This window comes from Pedobacter kyungheensis, assembly GCF_000812965.1.
Classification (GTDB): domain Bacteria; phylum Bacteroidota; class Bacteroidia; order Sphingobacteriales; family Sphingobacteriaceae; genus Pedobacter; species Pedobacter kyungheensis.
On sequence record NZ_JSYN01000011.1, the window covers coordinates 69,208 to 83,743 of the forward strand.

Annotated in this window: 8 protein-coding genes; all 8 read left to right on the forward strand. The window is 41.4% G+C overall.

The genetic code is table 11. The features are described 5' to 3' along the window. The first annotated feature begins 37 nt into the window (after positions 1 to 37). The 8 genes from OC25_RS10780 (at position 38) to OC25_RS10815 (ending at position 14,531) form a co-directional block, all read left to right on the forward strand. The gene (locus OC25_RS10780; protein ID WP_039475598.1) at positions 38 to 1,066 is read left to right on the forward strand and encodes an SAM-dependent methyltransferase; all 1,029 of its coding nucleotides are present in this window, start codon (positions 38 to 40) and stop codon (positions 1,064 to 1,066) included. A gap of 122 nt (positions 1,067 to 1,188) precedes the next feature. After that, complete coding sequence (locus tag OC25_RS10785) at positions 1,189 to 2,436, forward strand: NAD(P)/FAD-dependent oxidoreductase (protein WP_039475602.1); 1,248 nt, start codon at positions 1,189 to 1,191, stop codon at positions 2,434 to 2,436. A 257-nt stretch (positions 2,437 to 2,693) separates the two neighbouring features. Further along, the gene (locus tag OC25_RS10790; protein ID WP_039475606.1) at positions 2,694 to 3,497 is read left to right on the forward strand and encodes a DUF1365 domain-containing protein; all 804 of its coding nucleotides are present in this window, start codon (positions 2,694 to 2,696) and stop codon (positions 3,495 to 3,497) included. A 20-nt stretch (positions 3,498 to 3,517) separates the two neighbouring features. After that, positions 3,518 to 4,756 carry an SAM-dependent methyltransferase gene (locus tag OC25_RS10795; RefSeq protein ID WP_082018578.1) on the forward strand — a complete coding sequence of 413 codons (1,239 nt, stop codon included), beginning with the start codon at positions 3,518 to 3,520 and terminating at the stop codon, positions 4,754 to 4,756. A 250-nt stretch (positions 4,757 to 5,006) separates the two neighbouring features. After that, on the forward strand, positions 5,007 to 7,460 hold the full coding sequence (locus tag OC25_RS10800; RefSeq protein ID WP_039475613.1) for a TonB-dependent receptor: 2,454 nt from the start codon (positions 5,007 to 5,009) through the stop codon (positions 7,458 to 7,460). 311 nt (positions 7,461 to 7,771) lie between these two features. Continuing rightward, on the forward strand, positions 7,772 to 10,906 hold the full coding sequence (locus OC25_RS10805) for a SusC/RagA family TonB-linked outer membrane protein (protein WP_039475618.1): 3,135 nt from the start codon (positions 7,772 to 7,774) through the stop codon (positions 10,904 to 10,906). Positions 10,907 to 10,917: 11 nt separating this feature from the next. Then, positions 10,918 to 12,348 (forward strand): SusD/RagB family nutrient-binding outer membrane lipoprotein, encoded by a 1,431-nt coding sequence (locus OC25_RS10810; protein WP_039475621.1) that lies wholly within the window; start codon positions 10,918 to 10,920, stop codon positions 12,346 to 12,348. Between the two features lie 98 nt (positions 12,349 to 12,446). Continuing rightward, positions 12,447 to 14,531 (forward strand): S9 family peptidase, encoded by a 2,085-nt coding sequence (locus tag OC25_RS10815; RefSeq protein ID WP_039475624.1) that lies wholly within the window; start codon positions 12,447 to 12,449, stop codon positions 14,529 to 14,531. Positions 14,532 to 14,536 lie beyond the last annotated feature (5 nt).

Sequence of the window (14,536 nt, forward strand, 5' to 3'; positions counted from 1 at the left end):
CATTTTCCATCTTTAATTCCATTTTACACCTCAACATATGTGGTACGATAAACTTTTAGAAAATAATAAACTTCCGGATGCGGCATTGAGGATCGGGATCAGAAAGTTATGCAAGCAACGTTTAGACGACGAAACGCTAAACAATGAAGAATTGCAGCAGGAAAAATTTATGGATTTGATTGCCGAATTAAAGCAGTCGCCCATTGCTGTAAATACCGCCGATGCCAATGAGCAGCATTACGAACTACCTACCGCTTTTTTTCAATATTGCTTGGGTAAAAACCTCAAATACAGCAGTGGCTATTGGAAAGCTGGGGTAAAAGATATTGATACATCAGAAGATGATATGCTGGCCTTAACCTGTAAAAGAGCTGATTTGCAAAATGGGCAAAATGTGCTCGAACTGGGTTGCGGCTGGGGATCGCTTTCGCTTTACATGGCCGCAAAATTTCCTCAGAGTACCTTTACCGTGGTTTCGAATTCGGCTACACAGAAGATTTTTATTGATGAAACAGCTAAACAGCGGGGCATTGATAACCTTACCGTGTTAACCGCCGATATGAATACTTTTAACATTGCCGATACCTTTGATCGCATAGTTTCGGTTGAAATGTTCGAGCACATGCGCAACTATAAACTCCTGCTCAATAAAGTGGCTTCTTTTCTCAAACCCGAAGGGAAACTGTTTGTGCACATATTTACACACAAAACACTCGCCTATAAGTTTGAGGTAGTTGATGAAACCGATTGGATGAGCAAATACTTTTTTACCGGTGGCATTATGCCCTCCAATCACCTGTTTTTTTACTTCAACGACGATTTAAAAATTGATAAACATTGGGTAGTAAACGGTACCAATTATGCTAAAACATCAGAAGCCTGGCTAAGCAATATGGATAAGCACAAAAAAGAGATTATGCCCATCTTCGAAGAAACTTATGGGAAAGACCAGGCGGTAAAATGGTGGGTGTACTGGCGTTTATTTTACCTGGCCTGCGCCGAGCTTTTTAATTACAACAAAGGAAACGAATGGATGGTGTGCCATTATTTGTTCGAGAAGGTGTAAGGTATAGGGGTTGAGGTGTAAGGTTGAATAGGTAATACATAAATGATTTCTGTCTCATATCTAGCATCTCAAATCTCATATCTAATATCTCCTGTCTCATCTAATATCTCAAATCTCTTAAAATGCAAAAACTCGCCATCATTGGTTCCGGAATAGCAGGTATGGGTTGTGCCCACAAACTGCAACATAAATACGACATTACCCTTTTTGAGGAGTTGGATTATATTGGTGGCCATACCAATACCATTACGCTCGAGGAAGACGGACAACCGATTTACCTCGATAGCGGCTTCATGGTTTTCAATTATCAAACCTATCCCAACCTGACCGAAATGTTCGCCGAAATTGATGCGCCGGTAATGAAAACAGATATGTCTTTCAGCGTACAATTTCTGCCTAAAAAGCTCGAGTACAGCGGATCGAGTTTAAACCATTTGTTTGCCCAGCGCAAAAACCTGTTCAATATTGCTTACCTGAAAATGTTGATGCAAATTAACCGGTTCAATAAGCAAAGCGTAGAAATTTTAGATCAACCCCAATATCAGGATTATTCAATCGGAAGGTTTTTTAAAGAATTTGGCTATAGCGACGATATGTTGTGGCAATATCTCATACCCATGAGTGCGGCCGTTTGGAGTGCACCCATGGAGCAGATTTTAGATTTCCCGGCGGTTACTTTAATCCGCTTTTTTAAAAATCACGGTTTTTTAGGGCTCAATACCCAGCATCAATGGTATACCTTACAAAAGGGAAGTCAGGCTTACCGCGAAAAACTAATTGCTCCCTTTCGCGATCGGATTAAGACCAACACTAAAATTGTGGCTGTAAAAAGGTTGGAAAATGGAAAGGTTGAAGTAGAAACGGCCAAAGGTGAAAAATTCGAATTTGACAAAGTGATTATGGCCAGCCATGCCGATCAGACATTCGAAATAGTTAAAGATAAAACAGCTTTGGAAACTGAATTACTTTCCAAATTTAAATATCAGCTCAATAAAGCCGTTGTACATACCGACGAAGCACAAATGCCAAAAGCAAAACTGGCCTGGAGCAGCTGGAATTACCGGGTAGAGCAACAGGGCGATAAATTATTGCCCAGCACCATTTACTGGATGAATAATTTACAGGGCGTATCTAAAAAACAAAACTATTTTGTTTCGATTAATCCCACAGGTACTTTAAATGCCAAAAAAATCATTAAAGAAATAGATTACCACCATCCTTTATTCGATGTACCTGCCATGCAGGCGCAGGCGCAATTACATCAGCTAAATGAAACCGGACCTATATATTATTGTGGCAGTTATTTTAAATATGGTTTTCATGAAGATGCATATAAGAGTGCGGTGGATTTGTGCCGCAATCTTCTTTAAAGTGATCAATTCGTCATTGCGAGAAGGCTTTTTCAGCCGACGAAGCCTGCCTGCAGCAGGCAGGCAATCTTTAAAGTGAGAATTACCAGCATGAAAGATTGCTTCCCCGAGAAGTCGGGGCCGGCTGTCGTTCCTTCTCGCAATGACGCGTTTTTGTTATGATCTGTCATCCTGAATGTAATGAAAGATCTATTAGAAAAGATTCTTCGCTGCGCTCAGAATGACAACAAGTTAAAAATTTCGTAAATTGATTAATAATGGAGTTCAAATCTAGTATATACACGGCAAAGGTCATGCATCACCGCCTGGCACCCAAAAAACATTCCTTTTGGTACAACGTGTATATGTTTTATATTGATCTGGATGAGTTGGATCTGCTGGCGCAAAAACTACGTTGGTTTAGTCGCAACAGGTTTAATCTTTTTTCATTCCGGGATGCCGAACACCTGCAGTTGCCTCAAGCAAACCCCGATAAAACCAAGAATACACGTCAACACTTAGAAGATTATTTGAAAGAGAATGGTGTAGATGGCAGCAGGCTCAAGATAAAACTGCTTACCAACCTCAATGTGCTGGGCTATAATTTTAACCCGGTTTCTTTTTATTATTGCTTCGATCAGGATGGGAATCCGGTATGTTGTGTGGCCGAAATCAGTAATACCTATCGCGAAATGAAACTTTTTTTCTTTGGAAAAGAAGAATTGGATGGCGATACCTTTAAAAAAATAACCACAAAATATTTTTATGTATCACCTTTTATTGATCTGGATGATGCTTTCGATTTCAGGTTAAAGGTGCCTGCCGCTAAGCTCGATATTGAAATTGATGACCTTGATAAAAATGGTAAACGTTTTTTTATCAGCACCTTAAAAGGGGAGCAGAAGCCATTAAATAATAACAGCTTATTAAAGTGTTTCTTTGCTATCCCATTAATTCCGTTGCAGGTAATGGGCATGATTCACTGGCAGGCGCTGAAACTTTGGTTAAAAAAAATACCATTTCATGCTAAGGCCAAAAACCCTCAGCTGCAACGTAACGTATATAAGCCATATAAACCTTAATTAATAGAAAAAATAACCGTATGAACACGCTTGTCGCTACCAGAACATCAACAGGGTTTTTCGAAAGAATAGTGCTTAATGCACTGGCTAAAATGACTTTAGGAAAGTTAGAACTTTCATTGCCAAATGGCGAAACTTTGGTTTTCGGCAACGGAGAACATGCTATAACAGCCAATATACAGGTTAACCATGCTGATTTTTTTAAATCGATTGCCCTTTATGGCGATATCGGTTTTGGCGAAGCATATACCGAAGGCCTTTGGGATACCACCAACATTACCAATGTGATTAAATGGGTAATCCTGAATATCGAAAATGCACCCTCGGTTACGGGCAGTAAAGTTAAATCTTTCGCACTGGGCCTGCTAAAATGGGTAAATAAAATATACCATGTAAGAAGGGCCAATACGCTGGCCGGTTCGCAGAAGAATATCTCCGAACATTACGACTTAAACAACGATTTTTTTGCTACTTTTTTAGATAAAACCATGACTTACTCAAGCGGCTATTTTGCCAACGAACATACGAGTCTGGAAGAGTCGCAATATGCCAAATACGATCGGCTGGCACAACAATTAAAAATTAAAGCTACCGATCATGTTTTGGAAATTGGCAGTGGCTGGGGTGGTAATGCTATTTTTCTGGCCAAAAAATATGGTTGCAAAGTTACATCGGTAACCATTTCTAAAGAACAGCAAAAGTTAGCCATGGAGCGTGTGCATGCCGAAAAACTCGAAGATAAGGTTTCAGTTATTATTCAGGATTACCGCAAGATTACCGGAACTTTTGATAAAATTGTATCGATCGAGATGCTTGAAGCTGTTGGGCACCAATACCTGGAAACTTACTTTGAAAAATGCCAGGAGCTTTTAAAACCAGATGGCATTTTTGCTTTTCAGGTAATTACCTCGCCTGATAGCCGTTACGATAAATTGCGTAATGGGGTAGACTGGATCCAGAAACATATCTTTCCGGGCTCATTGTTACCATCGGTTGCAGCCATAAATAAGGCCATTAACGAGACAGGTGATTTAACACTTGTCGACTTAAAAGATATGGGATTAGATTATGCCCGTACCCTTCATTTATGGTTTATAGCATTCAATAAAAATATCGATAAAGTAAAAGCCCTTGGTTTCAGCGAAACCTTTATCCGCAAGTGGAACTATTATTTAAATTATTGTGAAGCTGCTTTCGCCATGCGCAATATCAATGTAATGCAAATGGTTTATTCGAGGCCAAATAATACTGGCAGGTAAGCAGGTTAGGGAGGGCTAAATGCTCCATAAAATATTAAAAGGATGATAAGAAGATGATTTTTATCATCCTTTTTTGCGTTATATGCGGTCTTTTTGCTTTTCTGGTACCTATATTCATCAGGAGTTTTATTTTCACCGGTAAAAGAACGATCTTTGCCGACCAAATTAAACTACTCACGTAAAAAGTGTGGCGCAGCATTGTAACAAAATGCAATTTGCGCAGACTAATTACAAAAGACTAACTCCTAACATGAAAAAACTGCTACTATTAACCCTCACCATTGCCCTGTTTTTTAAAGCGCATGCCCAATTTCCAGGTGGCTTTGGTGGAGGAGCAAAAAAAACAACCGTTACCGGTCGGATTACCGCTGTTATACTCGACTCATTAACTAAAAAACCTATTGATTACGCAACTGTATCGTTAATTAACGTAAAAGATAATAAATCGGTTAACGGTGGTGTTACCGACGAAAAAGGTAAACTAAGCCTTCAAAATGTATCGCCCGATGCTTACAAGCTGATGATTGGCTTTATGGGCTATAAAACCAAAACAGTATTGGTTACCACTACTCCTGCCAAGCCCGATAACAACATGGGTACCATTTATATTTCTTCAACAGAAAATGTTTTGGCCGATGTGCAGGTACAGGGCACCAAAGCCGTTATCGAAAATAAAATCGACCGGATGGTGTACAATGCAGAAGCCGATGGTACCAATGCCGGTGGCGATGCAACCGATGTAATGCGTAAAGTACCCATGCTATCTGTTGATGTGGATGGAAATGTTCAGTTGCGTGGAGGTGCGGTGCGCGTACTAATTAATGGTAAACCATCTGGTACCATGGCCAGCAGCGTTGCTGATGCCTTAAAAATGATTCCTGCTGAGCAGATTAAAAGTGTGGAAGTAATTACCAGTCCATCGGCTAAATACGATGCAGAAGGATCTGGTGGTATCATCAATATCATTACTAAAAAATCAAATGCACAAGGTGTAAGCGGAACAGTTAATGCCTCGGCAGGTACCCGCCAAAATAATGGTGCGTTTAACTTAACTGCTAAAACCGGCCGATTGAGCGTTAATACCAGCTTAGGTACTAACCTGGCATACGCACAAAAATCAAGGGTACAGTTCGAAAACAATACGCGTATCGATAGTTTAACCAAAACTACATTTAACAACATCTCTCAGGACGGATACTCAAAATGGAGCCGTAATGGTTATAACGGAAGTGTTGGTGTAGATTATGATTTTAATGCTTATAACAACCTGAGCTCTAACTTAAAATACAATAATTTTTCTAACGGTGGTCCTGGTGAAGCCGATTATACGATTAATGGTGTTAAATTGGTAAATAAAAGCGATATGGATATGGGTTTCAGTAATTTTGACTGGAACGTAGATTACAAACACACCACCAAGAAAGAAGGCGAAGAATTTACCATTTCAGGCCAGTTATCAACCGGAAGAAATACTACTGAATTTCAGAACGAAATAGTGGGTTCTAACTTCAAGCCGATTAACAACAGCAATACCGGTAAAAACAAAGAGTATACCGCGCAAACCGACTACACCTATCCGTTTAGCAAATCGACTATTTTAGAAGTGGGTGCTAAAGGTATTTTCAGAAATATCAGCAGTGAGTTTAGCAACGAAAGCGAGGGCGATTTCGACTATAACCAGGATGTTGCATCTGCTTATGGTGTAATCAGTTTTAAATTAAGCAAAAAATTAAATTTTAAAGGTGGTTTGAGGTCAGAGTATACCAGTATCAGTTTTAATACCGAAAAAGCCGGTATACAGAAAAACGATTACTTCAACTTGTTCCCGAGTGCGATCATTTCACAAACGCTTAAAGGAAATGCAACTTTGAAATTAAGCTATAACCGCAGGGTACAAAGACCAAGTTTATCTTACTTAAATCCTTTCCGTAACGAGAGCGATCAGTTTAACGTTAGAGAAGGAAGACCTGATTTGGCACCTGAATTAAGTGATAATCTGGAGCTTGGCTATTCAACCTTTATTAAAGGTTCGGTAATTAATGCATCTGTGTTTTATCGTCGTACCGGAGGGGTTATCGAAAGTTCTATAACTTCTTTTAAAGAAAACGGAGTAGATAAAACTTTAACAAGCTTTATTAACGTTGGTGTAGCCCAAACTTATGGTGCCAATGTTTTTGCATCTTACAATCCTAAACCAAAATGGACTTTGATGACCAATCTTGGTGTGAATACTTACGAAGTAAGCAATAGTTTAACTGGGGTAAGTACAGGCACCTTTTTAAACTATAATATATTTGGACGCTCTGCATACGGATTTGGTAAAGGTTACAATTTCGAATTGTTTGGTGTGGTAAATTCGCCAAGAAGAACCTATCAGGGTAAAACAGATGCTATGGTATTTTATGGCGCATCGTTTAAAAAAGATATCCTGAACAAAAAGGGATCAATAGGTATAAACACTTTAAATCCATTTACCAGAGATTTACACATTAAAACAGTTAATAATTCGGTAACAAGTGATGGCAATAGAATTAGTACTCTATACCAAAGTACCAATATCTATTATCCGCTAAGATCGTTTGGTGTTAATTTCAGTTACTCTTTTGGTAAACTTAAATTTACTGAAAAGAAAAAAATTAAAAACGACGATACCAAGCAAGACCAGCAACAAGGCGGTGGAATGGGCGGTGGCGTTCAGCAATAAAATACCCAATCTACATATATTCAAATCCTTTCCGAATCATTTCGGAAAGGATTTTTTGTTTCGATTGGATGTTTTTTGTGCGTAAATAAATAAAAATGAATGGTGCATTCCGCACTTTTTAAGGTGAATAGTCTTTTAAGCTTGTTTTTGCGGCTTTACTATCAATTTTTTGCATGCTTTTGCAGGGATGCGCCGCTACTGTGTAAAAATTTGCTTGAAATGCAGGCCATTCCACCACGTTTTATGCGTGTTCTTTTAGGCTAAAACCTTATATTGCATATGCTAACATTATTAACCTAAATTACAGCGATATGAGAAAAACCTTTACCTCAATTTTTTTTCTTTGTATTTTACTGCTGGGGCTATCCTCAATGGCTCAGGTAAAAACAATTACGGGAAAAATAACCTCGTCTGATGATGGCGGACCATTGCCGGGGGCAAGCATTAAAATAAAAGGAACAAGTACCGGAACGTCGAGTAATAGCGACGGTAGTTTTACCATTAAAGCGCCAGCTTCCAGTTCGATATTGGTGATCAGCTTAATCGGTTATAAAACCCAGGAAATTACAGTTGGCAATAAAACCACCATTAATGCTACATTGGTGCCCGATGCGCAGGAACTGCAGGAGGTAACCATTTCTACCGCTTTGGGTATTACCCGGCAAGCCAAATCTTTAGGTTATGCAGCGCAATCAGTTGGTGGGAGCGATTTAAACTATAACCATCAGCCTAACCTGTTAAATGCCTTGCAAGGCAAAATTGCAGGGGCAACCATCTCCAGTACCGGAGGAGGGCCTGGCCAGGGGGCAAATATCAGAATCAGGGGCGTAAACTCCATCGATCCTAATATTTCGGGTGATCCTTTGTATGTGATTGATGGCGTACAGATTGATAACTCAACCTCAACCGTTGGTGCAAACCCCGATGGTACTGCCTTTGGGGCAAGGGGAGTAACCAACAGGGCTTCTGATATTAATCCGGAAGATATTGAAACCATCAATATTTTAAAGGGTGGTGCAGCCACGGCACTTTATGGTTTAAGAGGTGCCAATGGGGTAGTCGTAATTACAACCAAAAGAGGTAAACAAAACGGTGTTACGGTTAACCTGAACAGCAGTTACGGGTTTGATGAGGTGTTAAAAAGCCCTGATGTGCAAACCGAATATACACAGGGTGTTTTAGGTGTTTATACTAACCCTCCGGGCGGCATTGGCCCGGCATGGGGTCCAACCATAGCAGAGGCAAAACTAATCGATCCAACACATCCCGATCAGCTGTTTAACAACTACGATCAGGCTTTTGGTACTGGTCAGCAAATAAAAAATTCGGTTTCCGTTGCAGGCGGTGGCGATGTAGTTAAGTTTTTCTCGTCGGTTTCGCAATTGTACCAGAAAGGGATGATGCCCAATACCGATAACAAAAACTTTTCAGGCAGGTTAAATACTGATTTTACCATTAGCCCGAAATTTAAAGCCTCGGTAAACATGAATTTTACCAATTCGGGTGGCTATACTTACAGCGCCGATCGTTTTGGCGAAAGTTTGGCCTACTGGTCGCCACGTTACGATGTTTCCGACTATCAGAATGCAGATGGTTCGCAAAAATATATTGGTACCAACAATCCTATATGGGGCACGGCCAATAACAGGTTTAAAGGCGATGTTAACCGCTTTATTGGTGGATTGAGCCTGGCCTACGATCCCGCGAAATGGCTTAACTTTTCTTACCGTTTGGGTTTTGATACTTATAACGATAACCGGGTGCGTACCGCGCGTGGCCCGATGTATGCAACTGAGGCCATGTACGATAACGCACAGGGCTATTATGGAGAGTACAATACCAAGTTCAGGACCATTAACAGCACCTTTGTGGCCACCTTAACCACTAAATTAACCGACGACCTTACCGGAACCTTAAGGCTCGGACAAGAGCTTTACGACCGCAAGATAAAAGAAGTGGGTACACTTGGTAGCATTCTGGGTGTTTACGATTTCTTTAATCTCGCTAATGCGGGTGTGCTAACACCAAGCCAGAGTTCAAGGCAAAAAAGGCTGGTTGGTTATTTTGGTGAGGCTACTTTTGATTATAAAAATTACCTTTTCTTAACCATCACCGGAAGAAATGATATTACCTCTACCTTGCCTAAAGCAAGCAGATCGTTCTTTTATCCCTCTGCAAGTTTAAGTTATGTGTTCTCTGATCAGTTTAAGCTGCCAGAGGTAATCAGTCAGGCTAAGTTACGCCTGTCTTACGCCCGCATAGGTAAAGATGCTTCCGAATATTCGACTTTTACCGGATATACACCCTATACCCCTTTACCAACAGGTACCGGAGGTTTGACCATTGCACCAAACCTGGGTAACCCCGATCTTCGCCCCGAGTTTACCAATACCTACGAAGCTGGTTTGGAAATGTCGTTCTTTAAAAATCGTTTAGGATTCGATTTTACCTATTATTACTCGTTGAGCCAGGATCAGATTATCCAGACACAGATTTCATCTGCAGTAGGTTATGTAACCAAATCTATTAATGCCGGCGATATCAGGAACCGGGGGGTAGAATTGGTAATCAATGGTAAACCCATTGTATCAAAAGATTTCAGGTGGGATGTAAACCTGAACCTATCGGCCAACAGAAATAAAGTGCTGACTATGCCTAACGGAATAACCGAGATTGTTTATGGTGCGGCAAGAGGTTATGGAAATGCCGGCGTAACCATGAAACTCATCGAGGGCCAGCCTTATGGTAATATTTATGGCAGTTATTTTAACCGTTATTACGGCAGCCAGACTGAAGATCCGATTGTACTCGATAAAAATCTGCCTTTACTAATCGGTGCCAATGGTTTTCCGAGTATTTCGGGCGGTAAGCAGAAGCTTTTGGGTAATTCGCAGCCAAATTATATTGTAGGTTTAGGCAACACCTTCAGGTATAAAGATTTTAGTTTAAATATCTTGTTCGATGCCCGTTTAGGTTTTGAAAAATACAACTGGCTCGAAGATTTCTATTCGGCTTTCGGTTTACCTGATTATACTGCCGATAGAAGAACAACGAAAGTGTTTGATGGTGTACTGGCCAATGGCCAGCCCAATACCAAACCGGTTTACATGGGGCAGCGTTTTGGGCCGGATGGTGTAGATTATGGCGAGGGTTACTACCGTATTTATTACCGTAACGTTTCAGAGCCTTTTGTTAGCGATGCATCCTGGGTGCGTTTACGTTCGGCAAGTTTAACCTACAATGTACCACAAAACTGGTTGCCGGCAAAAGCCATTAAAAATGCTTCACTTTCGGTTACCGGAAATAACTTATGGTTGTGGACCAAATATTATGGTGTAGATCCTGAGTCGAGTTCTTTCGATGCAGGTAGCAACAACGATGGGTCGGCAGGTTTTACCTACCCCTCTGCCCGTACCATAATGTTTACCCTTAATGTTGGTTTTTAAATAGTATTACGATGCAAAAGATTATAAAATATACCTTATGCTCAGCTTTAATTGCAACTTTAGGATTGCAAAGCTGTAAAGACAGCTATTTCGATGCCCTGTCTGATAATCCGAACCAGGTTCCTGTAGCTACACTCAGTACTTTGCTGGCGACCTCAACCTATAAAATTGGAAACAACAATTATTTCATCGGAAGTATTACTGCGCCCTATGTGCAATATACGGCTAATCCAACAGCCAATGGTGCAGGCGATACTTATCAGGCCATCGATTTTAGCGCTACCTGGGATGCCCTTTATTTTGCCATGGCCGATGCCAATGAAATGAAGAAACTGGCCATTGCCCAGGGATCGAGCGAATATAAAGGCGTGGCCGATGTAATTATTGCCTATAACCTTACCTTAGTGAACGACCTTTGGGGCGATGCACCGTTTTCTGAAGCTTTTGACATCAATAACCTAAGGCCGAAGTACGATAAACAGCAGGATGTGTATAACCAGGCCATGGCGCTTTTAGATGAAGCCATTGTAGAACTGGCTAAAACCAACTCGACTGTTAAACTGGCGCCCACCAGCGATTTAATTTATGGAAAAACTACTGCCGAAAGGGCAAACTGGCTAAAAATGGCCTATGCGTTGAAAGCAAGATTGTTGAATAAGGTGAGTAAAACCAGCTCGTACAACCCTACGGCAATACTGGCTGCACTGAGCAATTCTTTTACTGCCAATGCTGATGATGCAGGTATGGCAACTTTTAAAGAACGTAATCCATGGGCTAATGTGGCATTATCTAACGCGCAGCAATCGTTAGGTGGTTGGCTGTCTGAGCAACTTATTGATGCGATGAATGGCACCACTTTTACTGTTTTTGATCCCCGTATTGAAAAGATTACCGATAAAACCATCAATAATGTATATATCGGAACGGTAAATGGTGCCGGTAACCGCTTGCCTGGTGCCAACACCACTAAAGATGAATGTTACATTTCCAGAAATTCGCCCTGGACCAGCGATACTTCTCCTTTGTTGATTGTTACCTATGCCGAGCTAAAATTTATTGAGGCAGAGGCTTATTTTAGTACCGATAAGGTAAAATCTTATGCCGCGTATCTGGCTGGTATAAGTGCCAATATGGATAAACTTACCGTTACAGCAGCTAACCGGGATGCTTACCTGGCCAATCCTTTAGTAGCGGTTGGTGCTGCGGCCTTAACCAAAGACCTTATTTTTAAAGAAAAGTACATTGTTACCTACTTAAATCCTGAAGCCTGGAACGATGCCCGCCGTTTCGATTACAAGTATAAAGATTTTGGAATGCCAGCCAATGCAGCGCTTCCTTCCTTTATCCGCCGTTTGGATTATACCCAGGGCGAAAGAAGTAAAAACGGAGGAAATGTACCTGTTGATGTACCACGTACAACCAAATTGTGGTGGGATCAGTAAAGCGTTAAGCGTGTGGCGGAAAGCATTTGATATGCTTTTCGCCAGATGTTATCCGCCAAACGCCATGCATTAACTGCTTTATCCCAAAATCAGAAGGAATGAAAAAATCGCTGTTTATTCTGTTTGTGCTCCTTTTTACCTCAAAAATATTTGCACAGTCGTTTAGCCTAAAGTCTGTTTTATCTTATCCTTTTCCAAGCCAGTTGGTAGCTGCGCCTACCGGCTCAAAAATAGCATGGACCGCAAACGAACAGGGTAGGAGAAATATTTATACAGCAACGGCGCCCGATTATAAAGCCATTAAAATTACCAGCTACAATGAAGATGATGGTCAGGAGTTAACCAGTTTATCTGTTTCGCCTGATGGGAACTGGATTGTTTTTGTGCGCGGTGGAGATCATGGTGGCAGAGATGGCGGCCCGGTTAATGCAAATTCATCTCCAATTGCACCTAAAGTACAGGTGTTAGCGGTTCCTTATGGCGGTGGAAAGGTAATTGTGCTTGGTGAGGGTGATAACCCGGCAATTTCTCCCAACAGTAAACAGGTACTTTTTAGCAAAGCAGGCCAGATTTTAATTTCCGCAATTGATGGCTCTTTACCTTCCAGAAATCTGTTTTACGCAAAAGGTATAAACGGAAGTTATAAATGGTCGCCAGATGGGCAAAAAGTGGCTTTCGTTTCCAACCGAAGCGATCACGCTTTTATAGGGGTGTACACCAACGATGAAACCCCGGTACAATGGTTATCACCATCTTTTTCCAGGGATAATATGCCGGTTTGGTCGCCAGATGGAAGTGAAATTGCTTTTATCCGTACACCCGGTACAGGTACCGAAACGGATTCTGTTTTAACCCGCAAACACCAGCCCTGGGCCATTCGCAAAGTTAATATTTCAACTGGTCAGGGCATGCAGATTTGGAAAGCGCCTGAAACGATCAGAGGCTCCTATCCGACTATTGATGGAGGTGCCAATTTACACTGGGCGCAGGGTAAAATTGTATTTACTTCTTACGAAGATGGCTGGCCGCACTTGTACGCCATCAATCCCGATGGTACGGGCAGGTTGTTACTTACTCCGGGCAATTATGGTGTCGAAAATATTAAACTGAGCAACGATAAAAAGACCCTGGTTTTTGCAGCCAACACAGGCAAAAATCAGGATGATTTGGATAGGAGGCACATCTACAAGGTTTCGGTAAATGAAGCCAATATGCAGCCCTTAAGCAGTGGCGAAGGGATAGAGGCTTACCCGGTAATTACGGGTGATAACCAAACCTTTTTCTGCCTGAGCGCTACCGCGCAAAGACCGCTTTTACCGGCTATACTTAACGCAGGGAAAAAAGTGACGCTGATTGGTGATTCGCTGATTCCAGCTGATTTTCCAGTTAAAGAAATGGTGGTGCCCAAACATGTGCAGTTTAAAGCGGCCGATGGTAATACGGTTTACGGGCAGCTCTTCTCGCCCAGGAAAGCGATCAAAAACCAGCCTGCAATTGTATATGTGCATGGCGGCCCGCAAAGGCAAATGTTGCTGGGCTGGAACCCCATGGATTACTATTCAATTGATTACGCACTGAATCAATACCTTGTTAATTTGGGCTTTACGGTACTAGCTGTTAATTACCGTTTAGGTATTGGTTATGGATTCGATTTTCATAAACCAATGGGGGCAGGGGCGCAGGGGGCATCAGAATATCAGGACATTAAAGCCGCCGGAGAGTGGCTGGCTACCCAGCCTAACATCGATAAAACTAAAGTAGGTATTTACGGAGGCTCTTATGGCGGTTATTTAACTGCGTTGGCACTCGGAAAAGATTCTAAACTGTTTGCTGCTGGTGTAGATATTCATGGGGTAAACAACCGTTTCAGCAATCAGGCTGCCGAAGGTAAAGAACCTGCACCCGATGCTGCATTGGCAGCTAAAATTGCTTTGTCATCTTCGCCGGTCAGCTACATTAACACCTGGACTTCGCCAACGCTAATTATTCATGCCGATGATGACCGCAATGTGGCCTTTAACCAGAGTGTTGATTTGGCCAAACGTTTCGAAGACAAGAAGTTTGATTTTGAATATTTAGTCATTCCAGATGATACGCACCATTGGATGAAATTTTCAAACGGCTTAAAGGTAAGCGAGGCTACCGCCGATTTTCTGAAGCGTAAATTAATGGATAAAAAGTAGCACGT